Raw genomic sequence first — 21,060 nt, 5'->3', positions numbered from 1 at the left:
TGACCGAACTTGCTCACCCGGGTCAGACCGGTGCCGCCGGCTCCGGCGCGGGCTCCGGGCTCGCCGCCGGCGCCACGGACTCCGGCCGCCACCCCGGAGGCCCGAAGACGTAGCCGAGTTTGTCGCGCCAGGTCGGGGCACGGCGTACGTCGCGGACGATCGCCGCGTACTCATGCGTCTGCAGCTTGAGGATGTGGTTGGTCCCCACCGGCGTGGTCAGCCCGTACGTCGGCCGGTGCAGCTCGGGCTGGAACGAGCCGAAGAGCCGGTCCCAGACGATGACAATGCCGCCGTAGTTGCGGTCCAGGTACTCCGGGTCGCTGCCGTGGTGCACCCGGTGGTGCGAGGGCGTGTTGAAGACCAGCTCGATCGGCCGCCAGAGCCGGTCGACCCGCTCGGTGTGCACGAAGAACTGGTAGACCAGGCTGACGGAGAAGCCGAAGAAGACCAGCGCCGGCGGCACGCCGAGCAGCGGCAGCGGGAGCCAGAAGACGAGCTCGGCGGAGTTGTTCCACTTCTGCCGCAGGGCGGTGGCGAAGTTGAAGTACTCACTCGAGTGGTGCGCCTGGTGGGTGGCCCACACGAGCCGCACCCGGTGGGCGACCCGGTGCGCCCAGTAGAAGAAGAAGTCGACGCCGAGGATCGCCAGCGCCCAGGTCCACCACGCGTCCATCGGCAGCTGCCAGGGGGCGACGTAGGCGAAGAGCACCGAGTAGACGACGAGCCCGAGCGTCTTCCACAAGGTCATGGTGACCACGGAGACCGCGCCCATCGACACGCTGGCGACGGCGTCGCCCCGGTCGTAGCCGCCGGGCAGCGGCAGCGCGCGTCCGTCCGGCCCCCGCCGGGCCTCCTCGGGGCGCTCGTCCTCCAGCAGGTACGCCGCGAAGCCTTCGACGAGGACGAAGACCACGAAGAACGGCACCGCCAGGGCGACGGGGTCGCGGAGCGGTTCCGGGAGGGCGTGCCAGAGATCTTGCAGGAACTCCACCGTTCCTCCTTCTCGCGAGTGGCGTGAGGCTAATCCACCACTCTTGCGGGCGGAAGGGGTGCGATTCACCGCAACTGCTCGCGCCGGCTGAGCGACTGCGACACTTCTCCCCATGACGCAGCCCCGCGCCCTCATCACCGGCATCACCGGCCAGGACGGCCTCTACCTCGCCGAGCTCCTGCTGGCCAAGGGCTACGAGGTGCACGGGGTGATCCGCGGCCAGAACAACCCGCGCCGCGAGCTGGTCGAGCAGCTGGTCCCCGACGTGCGCCTGCACAACGGCGACCTGACCGACATGTCCAGCCTGATGCGCGCCCTGGGCCAGTCGCAGCCCGACGAGGTCTACAACCTGGGCGCGATCTCCTTCGTCGCCTACTCCTGGGAGAACGCCGCACTCACCACCGACGTCACCGCCAAGGGCGTGCTGACGATGCTGGAGGCGCTGCGGCTGCACACCGGCGACGACCCGCGTGCGGTGCGGTTCTACCAGGCGTCGAGCTCGGAGATGTTCGGCAAGGTGCAGGAGACCCCGCAGCGGGAGACCACGCTGCTGTGGCCCCGCTCGCCGTACGGCGTGAGCAAGGTCTTCGGCCACTACATGACGATCAACTACCGCGAGTCCTACGGGATGCACGCCTCCTCGGGGATCCTGTTCAACCACGAGTCGCCGCGCCGGGGCGAGGAGTTCGTGACCCGCAAGGTCTCCAAGGCGGTCGCCGCGATCCACCTCGGCCTCCAGGACGAGCTGGTGCTGGGCAACCTCGACGCGCGTCGCGACTGGGGCTTCGCCGGCGACTACGTCGAGGCGATGTGGCTGATGCTCCAGCAGGACGAGCCGGACGACTACGTGATCGCCACCGGCGTCTCCCACACGATCCGCGACCTGGTCGACATCGCCTTCCAGCACGTCGGCATAGACGACTGGAGCCGGTTCGTCCGCCAGGACGAGCGGTTCCGCCGACCCGCCGAGGTCGACACCCTGGTCGGCGACGCGACCAAGGCCCGCGAGGTGCTGGGCTGGGAGCCCCGGATGTCCTTCTCCGAGCTGGTCACCACGATGGTCGACGCCGACGTGGAGGCGCTCAAGGCCGGCTGGAAGTGACGTCCTCGGTGGTTGAGGAGCGAGCGCAGCGAGCGTCTCGAAACCATCGCGCCTTCGTCACCGGCATCTCCGGCCAGGACGGCGGTTACCTCGCCGAGCGCCTGCTCGCCGACGGGTACGAGGTGCACGCCCTGGTCCGTACGCCCTCCCGCCCGGGGTACTGCCCCGCCGAGGTGGTGCTGCACCCCGGCGACGTGACCGACCACGACGCCACCCGGCGGCTGCTCCTCGACGTGGCGCCCAACGAGGTCTACAACCTGGCGGCGATCAGCTCGGTCTTCCGCTCCTGGCAGGAGCCCGATCTGACCCGCGCGGTCAACGGTGACGCGGCGATCGCCCTGCTCGACTCCGCCCTCGCCGTCCAAGTGGCCACCGGTCGCGCTGTCCGCTTCGTGCAGGCCTCCAGCGCGGAGATCTTCGGCTCCCCCGTCGACTCCCCGCAGGACGAGTCGACGCCGGTCGCCCCGACCAACCCGTACGGCGAGGCGAAGGCCGCCGCCCATCTCGCGGTCGCCGACGCGCGGTCCCGGGGCCTGCACGCGGTGAGCGCGATCCTCTACAACCACGAGTCCCCGCGCCGCCCAGACACCTTCGTCTCCCGCAAGATCACCCGCGGGGTCGCGGCGATCGCCCGCGGCGAGGCCGACGAGCTGGTGCTCGGCAACCTCGACGCCCGCCGCGACTGGGGCTGGGCCCCGGACCACGTCGACGCGATGGTGCGCGCCGCCCGGTACCAGACCGCTCAGGACTATGTGGTGGCCACCGGCGAGAGCCACTCGGTCCGTGAGTTCGTGGCCGCCGCGTTCGCCGCGGCGGGCGTGGCCGACTGGGAACAGTACGTGCGGGTCGACCCGGCCTTCGTGCGCCCGACCGACGCCGCCGAGCTGGTCGGCGACGCCGGCCGGGCCCGGCGCGAGCTGGGCTGGGCGCCGGCGAAGGGCTTTCCCGAGATCGTCGCGGAGATGGTCGCCGCCGACCTCGGCCCCTGAGCCACCGCACCGCGAGGTTTGCACGCCCTGGCTCCCCGCCCGAATGACCCTGCTTCGGCCAAGAGCGCGCTTTGCTGAGGCTTTCTCGACTGTGAAGTTCGTCACAGTAACAACTGAACTGAGGCGGCCTCGCCACGGGCCGGCACCCAATCGTCGGAAAGCGTCCACGGCTACCGATCGGTAGTGCTCTCATGTGGAAGGAATGGGTTCGTTTATCGGCGACAATTTCGGCAAAGGACTAGACATTCTCGGGAGTCTGCGGTGGGGGTTCACATGGGAGAGATACAGGTGTCGCCGGTCGGCGAGACGCACGATCGGGTTCCTCATGCACGCATGCCACCAGAGCGGCCGCGCCGCTGGCGGGTGGGGAGTCAGAGCCAGCTGATCCGGGGGATCCCGTACCTGGTCTTCCTGGTCGACGCGCTGATCCTGACGGCGGTCCTCCTCTCTGCCGCCTATCTGCGCGACTACGTCGAGTGGGGGATCAACAGCGACATCACCGCCGACGTGCGCTGGTTGGCACCGCTGATCGCCATCGGCTGGCTGGGCGGGATCCTCTTCCTCGGTGGCTACCAGCCCCAGGTGTTCGACACCGGAGTCGATGAGTACAAGCGGGTCTTCCGCGGCACGTTGCTGGCGGCAGGCGCGGTCGGCATCGGGTGCTACCTCTTCAAGTACGACCTGTCTCGAGGATTCTTCGTCCTGGCCTTCTGCTGGGGAGTGGTCATCCTCCTGCTCGGCCGCTACGCGATGCGACACATCGCCTACGTGCTGCGCCGCCGCGGGCATCTCCTGCACAAGGTGGTCATCGCCGGTTCACGTTCGCACGCCGACGAGCTCGCTCAGAACCTCACGCGGGAAAGACGCCTCGGCTACCGGGTGATCGGCGCGGTCACCCCGGCCTACGACATGAGTGAGAAGACCGCGAGCGGGATCACGGTCTTCGGTGACATCGAAGACCTGGCGCAGATCGCGATCGAGTCAGGCGCGAACGTCGTGCTCATCGCCGGTGGCGCATTCGGGGCCGCCGGACAGCTCAAGGAACTCACCTGGGCACTGGAGAACCATGACATCCAGCTGATCGTCGCTCCCAGCCTCACCGACGTGTCGGGGGACCGGATCCGGTTCCGCCCGGTGGCCGGCCTTCCCTTGATTCATGTCGACGGGCCCCGCGGTTACCTCGCCTCCCGGTGGGGCAAGCGATCGTTCGACATCCTCGGCTCGTGCTGTCTCATCCTCGCCCTGAGCCCGCTCCTGGCCGCGATCGCACTCCGGATCAAGCTGCACGACGGAGGCCCCGTGCTCTTCCGACAGACTCGAACAGGTCGGGAGAACGAGGAGTTCGGCTGCCTCAAGTTCCGCACCATGGTCGTGGACGCCGAGAGCCAGCTGGCGCGCCTGCGCGACCGCCCGGAGCAGGAGGGGGTGCTCTTCAAGATGAAGGAGGACCCCCGGATCACCCGGCCGGGAAAGCTGCTGCGGCGCCTCTCCCTCGACGAGCTCCCCCAGCTCTTCAACGTGCTGCGTGGAGACATGAGCTTGGTAGGCCCTCGTCCCCCTCTTCCGACCGAGGTCGCGCAATACAGTTCGGCCGCTCGCCGTCGCCTGCACGTCCGACCCGGAATGACGGGTCTCTGGCAGGTCTCCGGACGCAGCGACCTGACCTGGGACGAGACAGTTCGCCTCGACCTCTACTACGTCGACAACTGGTCGATGCTGCAGGATCTGGTCATCCTGTGGCGGACGGTCGGCGCGGTCCTGAGCTCACGCGGCGCCTACTGACCGCTCAGCGGTCGTCGAGCAACCCGGCCAGGTAGGCGCCGTACCCGCTCTTGCGCAGCGGCGCGGCGCGCTCCATCAGCTCCTCGTCGCTGAGCCAGCCCATCCGCCAGGCGACCTCCTCGGGCGCACCGACCTTGAAGCCCTGCCGGCTCTCGATGGTGCGCACGAAGTTGGAGGCGTCGTTGAGCGAGTCGAACGTGCCGGTGTCGAGCCACGCGGTGCCGCGGGGCAGCACGGAGACCTGGAGCCGACCCTCGTCGAGGTAGCGGCGGTTGAGGTCGGTGATCTCGAGCTCGCCACGCGGCGAGGGCTCGAGCTCCTTGGCGTAGGCGACCACGTCGTTGTCGTAGAAGTAGAGCCCCGGCACGGCATACGAGCTCTTCGGCTCGGTCGGCTTCTCCTCCAGGGAGATGGCACGACCCTGGTCGTCGAACTCCACCACGCCGTATGCCGTGGGGTCGGCGACGTGGTAGCCGAAGACGGCGGCGCCCTTGATGTCGGCGAACTCGGAGAGCTGGTTGCCCACGCCGGTGCCGTAGAAGATGTTGTCGCCGAGCACCAGCCCGGCGGTGTCGGAGCCGATGTGCTCCTCGCCGATCAGGAAGGCCTGCGCCAGGCCGTCGGGGCTGGCCTGCACCGCGAAGCTGATGTTGATGCCGAACTGGGAGCCGTCGCCGAGCAGCCGCTCGAACGCCGCAGCCTCGTGCGGGGTGGTGATCACCAGCACGTCGCGGATCCCCGCCAGCATCAGCGTGGTGAGCGGGTAGTAGATCATCGGCTTGTCGTAGACCGGCACCAGCTGCTTGCTGATCCCCTGAGTGATCGGGTGCAGTCGCGAACCGGTCCCCCCGGCCAGGATGATTCCTCGCATGGCGGTCATGCTAGGCCAGCCGCGCCGGCACTCCCACGACGGTGGCCCCGTCGGGCACGTCGTGGGTGACCACCGCGCCGGCCCCGACGACCGCGTCCCGACCGATCGTCACCCCACCCAGGATGGTGGCGTTGCTCCCGATCGCGGCACCCTGGCGGACCAGGACGGGGCTGAGCTCCCAGGTGTCCCGGTGCGCCGGCCGACCGGACGGGGCGTTGTCGTTGACGAACATCACCCCGTGCCCGACGAAGACCTCGTCCTCGAGCACGACGCCCTCGCAGAGGAAGCTGTGCGACGAGACCCGGCACTGGCGACCGATCCGCACTCCACTCTGCAGCTCGACGAACGTGCCGATCATCGAGTCGTCGCCGATCTCGCAGTTGTAGGCGTTGACCCAGTTCCAGATGGTGACCCGCTCCCCCACGCGCACGTTGCGCAGGACCCGGCGGGGCTCGGTCACGTCGAGCAGCTCCATGCCCGGAGCATGGCAGTGAAGCGCTGCTCAAGGAACAGGTGAGCGCCAGCTGGGCGTCGTTCGCACGGGCAGACGTTCGCTCCCGTAGAGAATGTGAGGCCTTCCGGGCGACTCCCCCTAGACTGCCTGCCCATGGAACGCCTTCTCGTCACCGGTGGCGCCGGCTTCATCGGCTCCAACTTCGTCCACTACCTGCTCGAGCACACCGACGCCCGGGTCACGGTGCTGGACAAGCTGACCTACGCCGCCAGCCGCGAGGCGCTCGACGGGCTCCCCGCCGACCGAGTCGAGCTGGTCGTGGGTGACATCGCGGACGCCGAGGTGCTCGACCCGCTGGTCGCCGAGCACGACGCGGTGGTCCACTACGCGGCCGAGTCGCACAACGACAACTCGCTGCACGACCCGAGCCCGTTCATCCAGACCAACATCATCGGGACGTTCACGATCCTCGAAGCGGTGCGCAAGCACGGCGTCCGGCTGCACCACATCTCCACCGACGAGGTGTACGGCGACCTCGAGCTCGACGACCCCGAGCGGTTCACCGAGGCGACCGCCTACAACCCGAGCAGCCCCTACTCGGCCTCCAAGGCCGCCTCCGACCACCTGGTCCGGGCCTGGGTCCGCAGCTTCGGCGTGCAGGCGACGCTGTCCAACTGCTCCAACAACTACGGGCCGTGGCAGCACATCGAGAAGTTCATCCCCCGCCAGATCACCGAGGTGATCGACGGCCGCCGCCCGAAGCTCTACGGCTCGGGTGAGAACGTCCGCGACTGGATCCACGCCGACGACCACTCCTCTGCTGTCTGGACGATCCTCAACAAGGGTCAGATCGGCGAGACCTACCTGATCGGCGCCGACGGGGAGAAGAACAACCTCGACGTCGTGCGGATGATCCTCAAGCACTTCGGCCGCGCGGAGGACGACTTCGAGCACGTCACCGACCGTGCCGGGCACGACCTGCGCTACGCCATCGACTCCAGCCGGCTGCGCACCGAGCTGGGCTGGCAGCCCCGGTTCTCCGACTTCGAGGACGGACTGGGCCGCACCATCGAGTGGTACCAGGAGCACCAGGACTGGTGGCGCCCCGCGAAGCAGGCGACCGAGGCCGCGTACGCCGCCAAGGGCCAGTAGCCCCTCCCCGGTGGTTGAGGAGGGCCGCCAGGCCCGTCTCGAAACCACCGGTCATCGCCGGTTGAGCCTGTCGAACCCAAGGATCCCCATGACCCTCCCCTCCCTCGAGACCACCCCGATCCCCGGCCTCGTCGTCGTCCGCCTCGACCTGCGCGAGGACGCCCGCGGGTTCTTCAAGGAGAACTGGCAGCGGAAGAAGATGGTGGCGATCGGGCTGCCCGACTTCGGCCCGGTGCAGAACAACGTCTCCTTCAACTCCGACCGGGGCGTGACCCGCGGCATCCACACCGAGCCGTGGGACAAGTTCATCTCGCTGGCCACCGGGCGGATCTTCGGCGCCTGGGTGGACATGCGCGAAGGCGACACCTTCGGCGCCACGTTCACCCTGGAGATGGACCCGTCGGTCGCGATCTTCGTCCCGCGCGGCGTGGGCAACAGCTACCAGACGCTCGAGGACAACACGGCCTACACCTACCTGGTCAACCAGCACTGGCGGCCCGGCATCACCTACCCGGCGCTGGCGCTCGACGACCCGACCGTGGCGATCCCGTGGCCGATCCCGCTCTCGGAGGCGATCATCTCCGAGAAGGACCAGAACAACCCCCAGCTCGACCCCAGCACCGCGATCATCCGGCAGAAGACGCTGATCATCGGGGCCAACGGCCAGCTCGGCCGGGCGCTCCAGGCCGACTTCCCCGGCGCCGACCTGGTCGACCTCGACGAGCTCGACGTCACCGATGACGAGCAGGTGGCCGCCTGGCCCTGGCGCGACTACGACCTGGTGCTCAACGCCGCGGCGTACACCGCGGTCGACGCGGCCGAGACCCCCGAGGGCCGGGTCACCGCCTGGGCGGCCAACGCCTCCGCGCCGGCCACCTTGGCGTCGCTGGCCCGCGAGCACGGCTTCACCCTGGTGCACTACTCCTCGGAGTACGTCTTCGACGGCACCGCCCCGCTCGACCCCGGCCACACCGAGGACGAGCCCCTCTCCCCGCTCGGGGTCTACGCCCAGTCGAAGGCTGCGGGCGACCTCGCCGTCGGCCTGGCCCCGAAGCACTACCTGCTGCGGACCTCATGGGTGATCGGCGAGGGCAACAACTTCGTCCGGACGATGCGCTCGCTGGCCGAGCGCGGGATCTCCCCGGGCGTGGTCGACGACCAGATCGGCCGGCTCACCTTCACCACCGAGCTCTCCCGGGCCACCAAGCACCTGCTGGAGAGCGGCGCCGACTACGGCACCTACAACCTCTCCAACGCCGGCCCGGCGCGCTCGTGGTGCGAGATCGCCCGCGACGTCTTCGAGCTCAGCGGGCGCAGCCGTGACGACGTCTCCGCGGTCTCCACCGAGGAGTACTACGCGGGCAAGGACGGCATCGCCCCCCGTCCGCTGCACAGCGCGATGGACCTGAGCAAGATCCGCGCCACCGGCTTCGAGCCCGAGGACGCCACCCAGGCCCTCCGCAGTTACCTCGCCGACTGAGCACGCTCCAGGTCCACCCTCGGATGGAGGACAACGAAAGGCCCCGGGTGCCAAGCACCCGGGGCCTTTGTCGATTCAACGTCAGGCCTCGGCGGCCAGAACCTCGTCGTGACGGCCGTAGTCGTCCTCGAGCCGGCAGATGTCGTCCTCGCCGGTGTAGGCGCCGTGCTGCACCTCGATGATGATCAGCTCTTCGGCGTGCATGTTGGTGATCCGGTGCGCTGCTCCGGTCGGCACGTCGACGGACTCACCCGGGCCCGCCACGATCGTCTCGCCGTCGATCACGCAGGTCGCCTTGCCGAAGATGACCACCCAGTGCTCCGAGCGGTGCTCGTGGGTCTGGTAGGAGAGCCGCTGGCCCGGGTTCACGTGGATGCGCTTCACCTTGTAGCCCTGGCCGTCGTCGATGACGTGCCAGGAGCCCCAGGGGCGCTCCTCCGATGCCATGCTCATGTGTCCTGCCTCCCAGATCGCGAGGCCTCAGGGTATCGCGATCCTGGCGGTCTAGCCCGCAAGTCCAACGGACGCGCAGTCAGCGGCGCGTCAGGCCCTTGAGCGCCGGCCGCACGTCGGCGAGGTAGACGAACGCGGCGATGGTGAAGGCCAGGTTGAGGATGCCCAGCGGTCCCGGGAGGATCAGCTGGGTGGCGAACCCGAGCCCGAGGATCGCGCACCAGGCCACCTTGGTCAGCTTGCCGGCCGCCTCGTAGGCCTCGGCGGAGAACATCAGGGCGGTCACGAAGGCGAAGCCCTTGACCAGCAGCAGGCCGAAGAAGACGAACAGCATCAGGCCGCTCTGGAAGGCGAAGAAGTCCACCCACCCAGGATACGGGTGATCGACACGCAAAGACCCCGGACGCGAGTGCGTCCGGGGTCTCTGCGTGCCAGCCGGGCCTCAGGCCCGGCTCAGAAGAGCGTCAGCTGCTCCTCGTCGTCGTTCCTTCAGTCGCCGACCTTCTTGGCGGCGTCGGTGACGGCCTGCGTCGCCGAGGAGGCGGTCTTGGTCGCGGTGGTGGCGGTGGCCTTGGCCGACGACTTCGTGGTGGCGGCCTTCTTGCGGGCCGGGCTGGTCTTGGTCGCCTTCTTGGCCGCGCTCTTGGCGGTGGTCTTGGCCGCCGAGCCGGTCTTCTTCGCCTGGGTGGTGGTGGTCTTCGCCTTGGCGCTGGTGGACTTGGCCTGGGTCACGGTCGCCTTGGTGGACTGCTGGCGCCGGATCCGGCCGACCAGGGTCTCGCCGCGCTTGACCAGGTCGCCGTAGAGGGCGGTGGCGGTGTCGACGTTGTCGTCGACCAGCGCCTGCACCTTGCCGGGGTAGGTCTTCGCACCGGCCTGCAGCTCGGCGACCCGGGCCTCGATCCGGGCACGCAGCGCCTTCGGGTCGATCTCGAGGCTGGACACCTCCTGCTGTGCCTTGGCCACGCGGGCCTGCACGTCCGCGACATAGCTGCGGACCTTCTCGACGGCCAGGTCGTTGACGCCGACGCCGGCGTAGAAGACCTTCGCGGCCCCGGTCCGTACGTCGAACTTCGTGGTGGTGTTGGCCATGATCGTTCACTCCCTTTCGGTGGATGGAGCCTCGGTGGGTCGTGCTGCACCTTCCCCGGAGTTGAGAGCGAGAAAGGAGGTGTAGACGTCGAGCAGCGACTGCTTCTGTCGCTCGGTGAGCCGGGGGTCGCCCAGGATGGCGGTCTCGGTCGCCCCCTCCAGCCCTTCACGCGGGTCGAGGATGCCGGCCTGCACGTAGAGCTGTTCGGACGAGATCCTCAGTGCCTTCGCGATCTGCTGGAGCACGTCGGCCGAGGGCTTGCGCAGCCCTCGCTCGATCTGGCTGAGGTAAGGGTTCGAGACCCCTGCGAGGTCCGCGAGCTGGCGAAGCGACAGCTTCGACGCGAGCCGCTGCTCCCGTAGGTACTCTCCCACCTTCCCTTTGGCCACACCCCCACAGTGCTAGCAATTGTTAGCACTTGCAAGCACAACCCGCGTGATGCCCGACACGCCCACATCGGGTACGTCTACACGCAGGCCCGCACCTCACCCACGACCCGTCCCCCACCGAGCAGCGCATGCCGCCCGGTGGCCAGCACCGCCTCGCCATCCACCCCCGGCAGCTCCAGCACCCCCGACCGCTCCAGCGCCGCGGCCATCACCACCGGCCGCGCCCGCGACCCACCGTCGTCGATCTTCAGCGCGACCGCGCGACCGTCGGGCAGCGCCACGACGTAGCAGGCCTCAGCACCCGCCTTGCCGATCGCGCCCGGAACGGCGGTGAGCAGGGCGCGCTCGTCCCGGGTCGTCCCGGAGACGTAGGCCGGATGCGCCCGGATCGCCTCGGCGATCTCGCGCTCGGGCCCGGAGTCCGCCACGGCCAGTGTCCGGAACGCGCGCGCCAGGCCGGTCAGTGAGACCGAGAGCAGCGGCGCCCCGCACCCGTCGACCGCGTGCACCTTGATCGACTTCCCGGTCAGCTCCGCGATCGTCTCGGCGATCGCGACCTGCAGCGGGTGCTCGGGCGCCAGGTACGTCGCGGTGTCCCAGCCGCGCAGCACACAGGTGGCGAGCATGGCGGCGTGCTTGCCCGAGCAGTTCATCAGGATCGACGACCGCTCACCGCCCGCTCGAAGCACCTGCTCCTTCGCCGCGTCGTCCAGCGGCCAGTCGGCGGGCGTCTGCAACGCGGACTCGTCCAGGCCGGCGCCGGCCAGGATGCGGCGTACGCCGTCGACGTGGAACGGCTCCCCGGAGTGTGACGCGCAGGCCAGGGCGAGCAGGTCGGACGGCAGGTCCAGACCGACCCGGACCATGGCCAGCGCCTGGACCGGCTTGCTGCACGAACGAGGCAGAATCGGCGCGTCCACCGACCCCACCGACCAGTCGAGGGACCCGTCGGGAGCGAGGGCGACGACGGACCCGTGGTGCCGCCCTTCCACGAATCCGGAACGCACGATCTCGGCCACGACGTCAGGGCTACGCATGGCGGTCAGGTTAGTTGGCGGGTCTTTGAGAGGATGTGCCGCGTGTCAGACTCCCCCGTGCTTCCGCCCGCGCCCCAGCACTGCCCGACGCCTGTCGAGCTCGACGACCTCGAGCTCCTGGTCTCGGGGGCGTTCGCTCCGACGACGGCGTTCGACGAGCCGGGCAGCCCGATCACGCTGAGCCTGCCCGAGGCGCTGCGCGACGCGCCGACCGTCGAATTGGTCGACCCCGAGGGGCTGCCGCTCGCACGCGTCAGCGGAGGCCGGATCGAGCCGCTGACGCACGCCCAGTTCGGCCCGTTCCGGGACCACTACCTCTCCCCCGCCACCACCCGGGAGCAGTACGCCGGCCGCACCTTCGTGCCGGTCACCGACGCGCTGACGACCGCTCAGCTCGACGAGCTCCGCGAGCTCGGCCCCCTGGTGCTGCTCGCCCTCGCCGGGACCGGCACCCCCTCGCTCTCCCCCGTCGGACTGGTCCGCGCCACCCTGGCCGCGGCGCGCGCCCTGCCGGACGCCGCGGTGGTCGTCGTACCGTTCGCCTCCCACGGCGACGCCGACCTCGACCACGAGCTCGGCGTCCGGGTGGTCGACAACTACGCCCAGGGCGACCCCGTCCACGGGCTCGCCGACCCCGGAGACGACGACCTGTCCCCCGAGATCGGCGCCATCGTCGACTTCGACCGCCCCGCCCCCGGCGAGCAGGGCCTCGTCCTCTTCTTCACCGGCCTCTCCGGCAGCGGCAAGTCGACCCTGGCCCGCGCGCTGACCGACCGGATCCTGGAGCAGGGCGAGCGCACGGTCACCAGCCTCGACGGTGACGTGGTCCGCAGGAACCTCTCGGCCGGGCTCACATTCTCCAAGGCCGACCGGGAGACCAACATCCGCCGGATCGGCTGGGTCGCCGCCGAGATCGCCCGGCACGGTGGCGTCGCGGTCTGCAGCCCTATCGCCCCCTTCGACGAGACCCGTCAGCAGGTGCGGGAGATGGTCGAGGACGCCGGCGGTCACTTCTTCCTCATCCACGTCGCCACCCCGTTGGAGGAGTGCGAGCGGCGCGACCGCAAGGGCCTCTACGCCAAGGCCCGGCGCGGGGAGATCCCCGAGTTCACCGGCATCTCCTCGCCGTACGAGGAGCCGGAGGACGCGGCGGTGCGGGTCGACACCACCGGGCGGACGATCGAGGACGCGCTCGGCGACGTGCTGCAGGAGCTGTCCGCGTCGGGGCACCTGGTGCTGGACGAGCCGAGAGCTGAGGCGGCCACCCCCGGCCCGTCTCGGCGGCCCCTCAGGGTCCTCTTCGTCTGCACGGCCAACATCTGCCGGTCGGCCTTCGCGGAGGTCACCGCGCGGCACCTGGCGGGCGACGGCGCAGACCTCGAGTTCATCAGCGCGGGCACGCACGGCCACGACCGCGAGCCCCTGGACGCCGAGATGACCGCCGCCCTCTCCCCGGGGGTCGAGCCCGGCGAGTTCGCCAGCCGACCGCTCACCGCCGAGCTGGTGGAGCAGGCCGACGTGGTGCTGACCGCGGAGACCCGGCACCGCACGTTCGTGCTCGAGGAGCACCCGCAGGCGTTCCGCAAGGTCTTCACCCTCGGGCAGTTCGCCGCCGCGGCTGAGGCGAGCGACCTGACGGGCCGCGCCCTGCTCGACGAGCTCGCACGCCGGCGCAGCGTCCCCGATCCCGCACTGGACGTGGCCGACCCGTACCGGCGCGGTCCGGAAGCCGCCCGCGCCGCGGCCGACCAGATCACCGGCCACCTCGAGGTCGTCATCCCCGCTCTCACCGACACCGTTCCTACCCACGACGCGAAGGACCGCTGATGGACTGGCTCACCCTGGACTGGCTGACCACGGCCTTCCTCGCGATCCTCGCGGCCGGCTTCTTCGTCGGCATCGTCGTCGGCCTGACCGGCATGGGAGGCGGCGCGCTGATGACGCCCGCACTGATCTTCCTGGGCGTCGGGGACACCGCCACCGTGGTGACCGCCGACCTGACGGCGGCCGCGGTCTACAAGACCGGCGGGGCGATCGTGCACAAGCGCGAGGGCTCCCCCAACATGCGGCTCGCGATGTGGCTGGTGATCGGCTCGGTGCCGACCGCCCTGCTCGGGCCCTACCTCGTCTCGTGGTTCACCGACAGCCCCGAGCAGCTCGACCGGACGCTCAAGCTCTGCATCGGCTTCGCGCTGCTGCTGGCCGCGCTCACCTACGCCGCGCGCCTCTACATCAACCTGCTGCGGGTCCGCGCCGGCAACCACGAGGTCAACGACAACCCGGTGATCCGGCCGATCCCCACCCTGCTGGTCGGCATGGCCGGGGGCCTGCTCGTCGGCGTCACGAGCGTCGGCTCCGGCTCGGTCATCATGATCTCGCTGCTGATGCTCTACCCCGGGCTCTCCGCGGTGAAGCTGGTGGGCACCGACCTCGTCCAGGCCGTGCCGTTGGTGCTGGCCGCCGCCATCTCCAACATCGCCATCCACGGGCTCGACTGGGGCATCCTGGTGCCGCTGGTTCTCGGCTCGGTGCCGGGCACGATCCTCGGCAGCAAGCTGGCGCCGCGGGTGCCGCAGTCGCTGATCCGCCGAGCCATTGTCGTGGTGCTCACCATGTCGGGCGTCGCGCTGCTTGACAAGGCCGGCTGGGCCCCGCTCGGCGCGGGTGAGGACGAGACCTCGCCGATGCTGGTGGCCGTGGTCGGCCTGGTCATGGTGGTGCTGGTGCCGTTGGTCTGGGGCCTCATCCGCCGGACGACGGGGCTGCCGATGTTCGGCTCACCGACGGTGGCTCAGCTGGAGGACCCGGCATACGGTTCCCGCGCGGTGGGAATGAAGAACCACGCTGACAGTTAGGCTGACGCGCACACAACGGCTGGTCCGGCGCTGCCCGGGCACGACGAAGGGGAACCGTGGAGCTCCGCGACTACTGGCGCATCATTCAGCGCCGCTGGATGTTCATCCTGGCAACGATCGCGGTCTGTCTGGGGGTTGCAGCGCTCCTGACGTTCAACGCCACTCCGCAGTACTCATCGTCTGCGCGGCTCTTCGTCTCGACCAGCCAGTCGGACACCGCCCAGGCCTACCAGGGGAACCTCTTCGCCACCCAGCGGGTCAGCTCCTACGCCGACCTCGTCGGCGGTCGCGAACTCGCCGAGGTCGTGGGGCAGCGACTCGACCTGGACGAGGACGAGATCTCCAGCCTCCCGGGCCGCGTGCAGGCCAGCGTGGTCCCGGAGACGGTGATCCTGTCGATCACCGCAACCGACCCGGATGCGCGAGCCGCTCAGACGCTGGCCCAGGCCTACGTCGAGGAGCTCCAGGACCTGATCCGCGAGCTCGAGACCCCGTCGGGTGAGGAGCGAGCCCCGATCAAGGCCACCGTGGTCGACGACGCCTCCTTCGAGGACTCCCCGGTCTCCCCCCAGCCGGTGCGCAACTTCGGCCTGGCCGGCGTGCTGGGCCTGCTGCTGGGTCTCGGGATCGCCGTGCTCCGCGAGGTCATGGACAACACGGTCAAGACCGGTGAGCAGGCCACGGAATCGGGTGGCGCCCCGGTGCTGGGGTCGATCGCCTTCGACAGCTCGGCACCCAAGCGGCCGCTGATCAGTTCCCTGGAGCCGCACGCTCCCCGGGTCGAGGCGTTCCGGGTGCTGCGCACCAACATGCAGTTCGTCGACGTCGACCGAGCCGGCGGCCGCGCCTATGTGGTCTCCAGCTCGATCCCCGGGGAGGGAAAGACCACCACGTCGGTCAATCTCGCGCTCGCCACCGCTCAGGCAGGCACCAAGGTGGTCGTGGTCGAGGCCGACCTGCGCCGGCCGCGGCTCAGCCACGCCCTCGGCATCGACAACACCATCGGCCTCACCACCGCCCTGGTCGGCAAGGTCTCTCTCGACGACGCACTCCAGGAACAGGAGTCGGGGCTCACCGTCCTGCCGAGCGGTGCGATCCCCCCCAACCCGTCGGAGCTGCTCCAGTCGCACGCCATGCAGGAACTGCTCGCGGAGCTGCGCAGCCGGTTCGACCTGGTCATCCTGGACGCTCCGCCGCTCCTGCCGGTCACCGATGCTGCGCTGATCGCCTCCCAGGCGGACGGCGCACTCCTGGTGGCTCGGTATGGCAAGACCACCAAGGACCAGCTGACCCACGCGGTCGAGCGCCTTGATGCGGTCGGCGCGCGAACGGTCGGCATCGTGCTCAACATGGTGCCGCACCGGCGAGGCATGAGCGGCTACGGCTACGGCTATGGCTACGGCTACGCCCCGGATGTGGAGGCGGTGCCGCTCAAGGGCAGGGCTGCCCGCAAGGCTCGCGCCTAGTTGTATCCGGCCAGGACGTCGATAACGGCGGGCCTGCTTGGACGAACGAGAACCTCCGAATGGGATGTGGCTTGTGCAGGGCCACTCCCACCCGGAGGTTCTCGTGTCCCGGGGTAGTGCGCGCTTGAGAGTTGAGTGTCGTCCACTGCAGAAGCTCGGCCACATCCCTGAGGGCGGCTGGCGCGCCACTTCGCTCTGCGCGCCCCTTTCGGGCAGGCTCTCGAAACTAGGCCAGAGCTCCCCCCAGCCTGCCGCTCAGCAGTCGCTGGCGAACGTCGAGTCAGCATCCCCCGAGACGATGCTGGGAGTCACGCCTACGCGTCCGTCGCCGGTCTGTCCCTCGCCTGTGGTCATCCGCCAGGTCACGTCGACATTCTGGGTCGGACTCAGCTGCGCGACCAGCGTCGCCACCGGCCGTCCGTCCAGCTCAACCGTCTCCACCTCGACCGGCTCCCCGTCGAACCGCACGTCGGTCACCTCCCCATCGATCGGGCCGTAGATCCTGGCCACCACGAGCTGGGAACCTGGCTCGGTGCCGTAGATCCCCCCGCCCGAGATGTACTCGGGCAGGTCGTCCACCTCGCCGTGAGCGATCGTCGAGCCCAGACGCATCGACCCCGCCAGCCGCTGATCTCCGCCGCCGCAAGCCTCGGCGCGCACCCGGACGTCATAGCGAAGGTAGTAGGACATCTTGGACCCGGTGGCGTCGTCGAAGGTCACGTCGACCGTCGGACGCTTCGAGGGCTCCGACAGCAGCTCCCCCGCCACGGTCGTGCCGGTCAGGCGCTCCTGAACCTCGGATCGGAACGAGTGCATCAGGAAGCGCCCCTCGCGTCCGGCCCGCCCGAAGCCCGCGGCCAGGTCCATCGGAGAGTCCACCTCGCCGGTCACTGCGTCGAAGACCGCTAGCGCCATCGCCTGGAACCGGGCGTCCTGGGCAGCCGGGTCCGTCAGATCCCGGTAGGTCTGGTGCAGCAGCTGGTCTACTGCGTTGCCGGCGTCGATGGTCACGCCGCCCGCCGAGACTGGGCCGGTCCCCTTCAGCAGGTAGGAGAGTGCCACCGTGTCGAGGCTCAGGACCCCATCGAGCTCGACCGGGCGGGACTCCTCGAAGTGCGCGGCCCAGAGCGCAGCCGCGCGCGGGAAGTCCGGGGTGAAGTTGGCGTCGTGCCAATAGGTCCCAAGCTGCGCTCCATAGAGCTCACGCTCCACCGCGGAGAGCGGGAGCACCGGTCGTCGGCGCTCCGGGAAGTCGGCGGTCGACCCCTGCTCCACCAGGACGATCCGCCCGCCCTCGGTACGTACGTGCGCCCAGGCCCCCGGGAGACCGCCGGAGGCCCGGACCTCGGCGTTGTTCTGGAAGACGATCAGGTAGTCACGCGGGTCAGATCCACCCAGCATGTCCGGCAGGAGCTCCACCGCGGTCGTGGCAGCACCGAAGCCACGGTCTGCCGCCGCCACGAGCTCGACGTACTCCTCGAAGGGGTCTCGAAACGGCGCCACGAAACCAGCGCTGTGGACGCCCGCAACGTCACGCCTGGCCGATTCTAGGGCGGACGCGGCCGAAGCGACCGGCTCGGTCAGGGAGCGGATGGTGGGGAGATGTACCCCCTGTCCGCGGCTTACCCCCTCGAGCAGGCTGGAGGTCTCAAGCAACGGCGGAACTGCCTGGGCGGAGAAGGTCTCCATCGAGCGGGCGAGCGCCCGCACGCCCTGGGCGTCGTCGCCGACGACCGGCAGGCGTCCGAGTGCGCTCCACAGGGCGCCGTCGGTCCGCTTCCGCGCCGAAGCACTCGCTCGCTGCAGCCGATCTGAAGCCTCCTCGGCGGCGACGCGATCGTCGGCGCGAAGCGCGGCCTCCAAGGCGCGGCCGTGAGTTTCGGCGGACTCGAGGTCGTCCTTCACCTGCCAACCAACCCAAGCAGCGTAGGCACCCGCCCCCACGATCACGGCGAGCAGCAGTCCCAGGGCACGGCGGAGAGTCAAAACGTGATTCCTTCGTCAAGGGCGGAGGCGTGGCGACGGTAGCGCACGAAGGCCCCGTCTCCGGGAGGAGACGGGGCCTTGCGACGCGTGGGCGTCAGGTCAGCGGCCGACCTTGAAACGCACAGAGTTCTTGGAGTTCTTGAAGACCGAGTTCTTGCCGGTCTTGAACTTCACCTGGACCTTGTAGTTACCGCGGGGCAGCTTGCCCACGGAGAAGTTCTTGGCGCTGTTGTACTTGCGGGTGACGGTCTTGACCTTCTTGCCGTTGGGCTTGCGCACCACGAAGGTCACCTTGCCCTTGGGCTTGGCGTTGCCCGCAGCGGCGATGTTGACGCGGATCTTCACCGGCGTGCCGGGCGCCACGGCGTTGAGCGGACCCTGCACCTTGGGATTGGTCTCCACGGTGGGCGGGTAGGGCGCGGCCTGCGCGGTCCCGGCGGCGCCGATCAGGCCGGCGGACAGGAGGCCAGCGGCGGCGGTAGCGGCGATGAGCTTCTTCATGTGTACGTCTCCCCCAAAGAAAGGCGTGGTGGTGGTCTGGTTCCCCGATGTTTGGCTTGACCCTAACCCGGGTGACCGCTATGCGCACACCGAGTGCGCGTTCTGGACACATCGTCACCAAGAGTTAACACGCCGCACACTCCAGACCCGGGATGCGGAGGCACCAGCGGACCGGGGCTAGCATGTGGGCTGCTGTTCCGACGAGAGGCCCTAGTCAGTCATGACCCACACCCACGCCGACTACCAGCTGAGTCAGCTCGACCAGCTCGAGGCGGAGTCGATCCACATCTTCCGCGAGGTCGCCGCGGAGTTCGAGAAGCCGGTGCTGATGTTCTCCGGCGGCAAGGACTCCATCGTGATGATGCGTCTGGCGGAGAAGGCGTTCTTCCCCGCGAAGATCCCCTTCCCCGTGCTCCAGGTCGACACCGGCCTGGACTTCGACGAGGTGCTTGCCACCCGGGACAATTGGGTCAACCGACTGGGCGTGCGGATGATCGTCGCGAGTGTCGACGACGCCATCGCACGCGGCGTGATCGTCGACGATGGCAAGACCTCCCGCAACCGCCTGCAGATCGGCACCCTGCTCAACGCCATCGAGGAGGAGGGCTTCACCGCCGCCTTCGGTGGCGGCCGCCGCGACGAGGAGAAGGCCCGGGCCAAGGAGCGCGTCTACTCCCACCGTGACGAGTTCGGTCAGTGGGACCCCAAGATGCAGCGCCCCGAGCTGTGGAGCCTCTACAACGGGCGCATCCACCCGGGCGAGCACATGCGGATCTTCCCGATCTCGAACTGGACCGAGCTCGACGTCTGGCACTACATCGACCGCGAGGGCATCGAGATCCCGTCGATCTACTTCGCGCACGAGCGCCAGGTGATCAAGCGCGACGGCATGTGGCTGAGCCTCTCCGACGCCGTGCAGCCGAAGGAAGGCGAGACCGTCGAGACCAAGATGGTCCGGTTCCGCACCGTCGGCGACAAGTCGCAGACCGGGTGCGTGGAGTCCGAGGCCAAGACGACCCAAGAGATCATCGACGAGATCGCGATCGCCCGGGTGACCGAGCGCGGAGCGACTCGCGGTGACGACCGATTCTCCGAGGCGGCCATGGAAGACCGCAAGAAGGAAGGCTACTTCTGATGAGCCCCGAGATCTCGCCCGTCGCTGAGAAGCACCAGGGACGGGCCCCGATGGACCTGCTCCGCTTCGCCACCGCCGGTTCCGTGGACGACGGCAAGTCGACCCTGATCGGCCGACTGCTGCTCGACTCCAAGTCGATCTTCGAGGACCAGCTCGAGTCGGTCGAGTCGACGTCGAAGTCCAAGGGCTACGACTACACCGACCTGGCGCTGCTGACCGACGGTCTGCGCTCCGAGCGCGAGCAGGGCATCACCATCGACGTGGCCTACCGCTACTTCGCGACCCCGAGCCGCAAGTTCATCATCGCGGACACCCCCGGCCACATCCAGTACACCCGGAACATGGTCACCGGCGCCTCGACCGCCGACCTGGGCCTGGTGCTGGTCGATGCTCGTCAGGGCCTGACCGAGCAGTCGCGCCGTCACGCGGTGCTGCTTTCGTTGCTCCGCGTCCCGCACCTGGTGCTGGCCGTGAACAAGATGGACCTGGTCGACTGGGACGAGGCCGTCTACGAGCGGATCCACGCCGAGTTCACCGCTTTCGCGACCAAGCTGAACATCCCCGACCTCGAGGTCATCCCGATCTCGGCGCTCAACGGCGACAACGTGGTCAACCGCAGCGAGAACACGCCGTGGTACCACGGGCCCACGCTGATGCACCACCTCGAGCACGTGCACGTGGCCTCGGACCGCGACCTGGTCGACGTCCGCTTCCCCGTGCAGTACGTCGTGCGCCCCAAGTCGGACGCGCACCACGACTACCGCGGGTACGCCGGTCAGGTGGCCGGCGGCATCTTGAAGCCGGGCGACGAGGTCGTCGTGCTGCCGAGCGGCATGACCTCCAAGATCGCGGGGATCGACCTCTTCGACAAGGAGATCGACCAGGCGTTCCCGCCGATGTCGGTCACCGTGCGCCTCGAGGACGACGTCGACGTGAGCCGCGGCGACATGATCGCCCGGATCAACAACGCGCCCAAGCCCAGCCAGGACATCGACGCGATGATCTGCTGGATGACCACCGAGCCGCTCAAGCCGCGCCAGAAGCTGGCGATCAAGCACACGACCCGTTCGGCTCGCGCGCTGGTGAAGGACATCCAGTACCGGTTGGACGTCAACACGCTGCACCGCGACCAGGACACCAAGGAGCTTGGGCTCAACGAGATCGGGCGGGTTCAACTCCGGACGACGGTGCCCCTGCTGTGCGACCCGTACTCGAAGAACCGGACGACGGGGTCGTTCATCCTCATTGACGAGGCGACGGGCGTGACAGTTGGAGCCGGAATGATCAACCAGGGATCTTGAAGCGCCCCACGAAATACAATCCT

The 21,060-nt window shown here is 69.1% G+C and carries 20 protein-coding genes; 10 read left to right on the top strand and 10 right to left on the bottom strand.

Annotation, left to right across the window (positions count from 1 at the left end):
- Positions 1–22: 22 nt before the first annotated feature.
- Positions 23–991, bottom strand: coding sequence for a sterol desaturase family protein (locus H8838_RS03255; RefSeq protein ID WP_224766348.1), 969 nt, complete (start codon positions 989–991; stop codon positions 23–25).
- Between the two features lie 112 nt (positions 992–1,103).
- Here H8838_RS03255 and gmd point away from each other — a divergent pair, with 112 nt between their 5' ends.
- From gmd to H8838_RS03240, 3 genes are all read left to right on the top strand, one after another.
- Positions 1,104–2,093 carry a GDP-mannose 4,6-dehydratase gene (gmd, locus tag H8838_RS03250; RefSeq protein ID WP_185996583.1) on the top strand — a complete coding sequence of 330 codons (990 nt, stop codon included), beginning with the start codon at positions 1,104–1,106 and terminating at the stop codon, positions 2,091–2,093.
- 8 nt (positions 2,094–2,101) lie between these two features.
- On the top strand, positions 2,102–3,082 hold the full coding sequence (locus H8838_RS03245; RefSeq protein WP_185996582.1) for a GDP-mannose 4,6-dehydratase: 981 nt from the start codon (positions 2,102–2,104) through the stop codon (positions 3,080–3,082).
- Between the two features lie 288 nt (positions 3,083–3,370).
- Positions 3,371–4,864 (top strand): sugar transferase, encoded by a 1,494-nt coding sequence (locus H8838_RS03240; protein ID WP_191465642.1) that lies wholly within the window; start codon positions 3,371–3,373, stop codon positions 4,862–4,864.
- 4 nt (positions 4,865–4,868) lie between these two features.
- Here H8838_RS03240 and rfbA read toward each other — a convergent pair whose 3' ends face one another.
- Both rfbA and H8838_RS20170 read right to left on the bottom strand, forming a co-directional pair.
- On the bottom strand, positions 4,869–5,735 hold the full coding sequence (gene rfbA, locus H8838_RS03235) for a glucose-1-phosphate thymidylyltransferase RfbA (RefSeq protein ID WP_185996580.1): 867 nt from the start codon (positions 5,733–5,735) through the stop codon (positions 4,869–4,871).
- Between the two features lie 10 nt (positions 5,736–5,745).
- Positions 5,746–6,210: an acyltransferase gene (locus tag H8838_RS20170; protein ID WP_185996579.1), complete on the bottom strand. Its 465-nt coding sequence runs from the start codon at positions 6,208–6,210 to the stop codon at positions 5,746–5,748.
- A gap of 132 nt (positions 6,211–6,342) precedes the next feature.
- On the opposite strand from H8838_RS20170, the gene rfbB reads away from it, so the two are divergent.
- Both rfbB and H8838_RS03220 read left to right on the top strand, forming a co-directional pair.
- Positions 6,343–7,341 carry a dTDP-glucose 4,6-dehydratase gene (rfbB, locus tag H8838_RS03225; protein ID WP_185996578.1) on the top strand — a complete coding sequence of 333 codons (999 nt, stop codon included), beginning with the start codon at positions 6,343–6,345 and terminating at the stop codon, positions 7,339–7,341.
- A gap of 88 nt (positions 7,342–7,429) precedes the next feature.
- Positions 7,430–8,821: a sugar nucleotide-binding protein gene (locus H8838_RS03220; RefSeq protein WP_185996577.1), complete on the top strand. Its 1,392-nt coding sequence runs from the start codon at positions 7,430–7,432 to the stop codon at positions 8,819–8,821.
- An 81-nt stretch (positions 8,822–8,902) separates the two neighbouring features.
- On the opposite strand, the gene H8838_RS03215 is transcribed toward H8838_RS03220, so the two are convergent.
- The 5 genes from H8838_RS03215 to H8838_RS03195 form a co-directional block, all read right to left on the bottom strand.
- Complete coding sequence (locus H8838_RS03215) at positions 8,903–9,274, bottom strand: phosphomannose isomerase type II C-terminal cupin domain (RefSeq protein WP_185996576.1); 372 nt, start codon at positions 9,272–9,274, stop codon at positions 8,903–8,905.
- Positions 9,275–9,353: 79 nt separating this feature from the next.
- Complete coding sequence (locus H8838_RS03210) at positions 9,354–9,638, bottom strand: DUF2516 family protein (RefSeq protein ID WP_224766347.1); 285 nt, start codon at positions 9,636–9,638, stop codon at positions 9,354–9,356.
- Positions 9,639–9,763: 125 nt separating this feature from the next.
- Complete coding sequence (locus H8838_RS03205) at positions 9,764–10,366, bottom strand: hypothetical protein (protein ID WP_185996575.1); 603 nt, start codon at positions 10,364–10,366, stop codon at positions 9,764–9,766.
- 6 nt (positions 10,367–10,372) lie between these two features.
- Positions 10,373–10,756 carry a helix-turn-helix domain-containing protein gene (locus tag H8838_RS03200; protein WP_224766346.1) on the bottom strand — a complete coding sequence of 128 codons (384 nt, stop codon included), beginning with the start codon at positions 10,754–10,756 and terminating at the stop codon, positions 10,373–10,375.
- Between the two features lie 77 nt (positions 10,757–10,833).
- A complete protein-coding gene (locus tag H8838_RS03195; RefSeq protein ID WP_185996574.1) occupies positions 10,834–11,793 on the bottom strand; it encodes an asparaginase in 960 nt (319 codons plus the stop codon).
- A 42-nt stretch (positions 11,794–11,835) separates the two neighbouring features.
- Here H8838_RS03195 and cysC point away from each other — a divergent pair, with 42 nt between their 5' ends.
- The 3 genes from cysC to H8838_RS03180 are packed head-to-tail and all read left to right on the top strand — an operon-like array spanning position 11,836 to position 16,114.
- Positions 11,836–13,620, top strand: coding sequence for an adenylyl-sulfate kinase (gene cysC / locus H8838_RS03190; RefSeq protein ID WP_224766345.1), 1,785 nt, complete (start codon positions 11,836–11,838; stop codon positions 13,618–13,620).
- Complete coding sequence (locus tag H8838_RS03185; protein ID WP_185996572.1) at positions 13,620–14,648, top strand: sulfite exporter TauE/SafE family protein; 1,029 nt, start codon at positions 13,620–13,622, stop codon at positions 14,646–14,648. Before cysC ends, H8838_RS03185 begins: the two co-directional genes overlap by 1 nt.
- Positions 14,649–14,704: 56 nt before the next feature.
- Positions 14,705–16,114: a polysaccharide biosynthesis tyrosine autokinase gene (locus tag H8838_RS03180; RefSeq protein WP_185996571.1), complete on the top strand. Its 1,410-nt coding sequence runs from the start codon at positions 14,705–14,707 to the stop codon at positions 16,112–16,114.
- 255 nt (positions 16,115–16,369) lie between these two features.
- On the opposite strand, the gene H8838_RS03175 is transcribed toward H8838_RS03180, so the two are convergent.
- Positions 16,370–18,100, bottom strand: a complete 1,731-nt coding sequence (locus tag H8838_RS03175) for a DUF4012 domain-containing protein (protein ID WP_185996570.1) — start codon at positions 18,098–18,100, stop codon at positions 16,370–16,372.
- A gap of 99 nt (positions 18,101–18,199) precedes the next feature.
- Positions 18,200–18,601 carry an Ig-like domain repeat protein gene (locus H8838_RS03170; protein WP_185996569.1) on the bottom strand — a complete coding sequence of 134 codons (402 nt, stop codon included), beginning with the start codon at positions 18,599–18,601 and terminating at the stop codon, positions 18,200–18,202.
- Between the two features lie 220 nt (positions 18,602–18,821).
- On the opposite strand from H8838_RS03170, the gene cysD reads away from it, so the two are divergent.
- Together cysD and cysN are read left to right on the top strand one after the other, a co-directional pair.
- Positions 18,822–19,736 carry a sulfate adenylyltransferase subunit CysD gene (gene cysD / locus H8838_RS03165; protein WP_185996568.1) on the top strand — a complete coding sequence of 305 codons (915 nt, stop codon included), beginning with the start codon at positions 18,822–18,824 and terminating at the stop codon, positions 19,734–19,736.
- On the top strand, positions 19,736–21,037 hold the full coding sequence (gene cysN / locus H8838_RS03160; RefSeq protein WP_224766344.1) for a sulfate adenylyltransferase subunit CysN: 1,302 nt from the start codon (positions 19,736–19,738) through the stop codon (positions 21,035–21,037). Before cysD ends, cysN begins: the two co-directional genes overlap by 1 nt.
- Positions 21,038–21,060: the final 23 nt, after the last annotated feature.

The sequence above is a fragment of the Nocardioides campestrisoli genome (genome assembly GCF_013624435.2).
In the GTDB taxonomy this organism is placed as follows: Bacteria; Actinomycetota; Actinomycetes; order Propionibacteriales; family Nocardioidaceae; genus Nocardioides; species Nocardioides campestrisoli.
Note: the sequence above shows the minus strand (reverse complement) of the source record. Positions and strands in the feature narration are given on the sequence as shown.

Excerpts from the sequence above, each read along its gene's own strand:
- gmd (WP_185996583.1), top strand. The coding sequence starts at position 1,104 with ATGACGCAGCCCCGCGCCCTCATCACCGGCATCACCGGCCAGGACGGC.
- rfbA (WP_185996580.1), bottom strand. The coding sequence starts at position 5,735 with ATGCGAGGAATCATCCTGGCCGGGGGGACCGGTTCGCGACTGCACCCG.
- H8838_RS20170 (WP_185996579.1), bottom strand. The coding sequence starts at position 6,210 with ATGGAGCTGCTCGACGTGACCGAGCCCCGCCGGGTCCTGCGCAACGTG.
- rfbB (WP_185996578.1), top strand. The coding sequence starts at position 6,343 with ATGGAACGCCTTCTCGTCACCGGTGGCGCCGGCTTCATCGGCTCCAAC.
- H8838_RS03220 (WP_185996577.1), top strand. The coding sequence starts at position 7,430 with ATGACCCTCCCCTCCCTCGAGACCACCCCGATCCCCGGCCTCGTCGTC.
- H8838_RS03215 (WP_185996576.1), bottom strand. The coding sequence starts at position 9,274 with ATGAGCATGGCATCGGAGGAGCGCCCCTGGGGCTCCTGGCACGTCATC.
- H8838_RS03205 (WP_185996575.1), bottom strand. The coding sequence starts at position 10,366 with ATGGCCAACACCACCACGAAGTTCGACGTACGGACCGGGGCCGCGAAG.
- H8838_RS03195 (WP_185996574.1), bottom strand. The coding sequence starts at position 11,793 with ATGCGTAGCCCTGACGTCGTGGCCGAGATCGTGCGTTCCGGATTCGTG.
- H8838_RS03185 (WP_185996572.1), top strand. The coding sequence starts at position 13,620 with ATGGACTGGCTCACCCTGGACTGGCTGACCACGGCCTTCCTCGCGATC.
- H8838_RS03170 (WP_185996569.1), bottom strand. The coding sequence starts at position 18,601 with ATGAAGAAGCTCATCGCCGCTACCGCCGCCGCTGGCCTCCTGTCCGCC.
- cysD (WP_185996568.1), top strand. The coding sequence starts at position 18,822 with ATGACCCACACCCACGCCGACTACCAGCTGAGTCAGCTCGACCAGCTC.
- cysN (WP_224766344.1), top strand. The coding sequence starts at position 19,736 with ATGAGCCCCGAGATCTCGCCCGTCGCTGAGAAGCACCAGGGACGGGCC.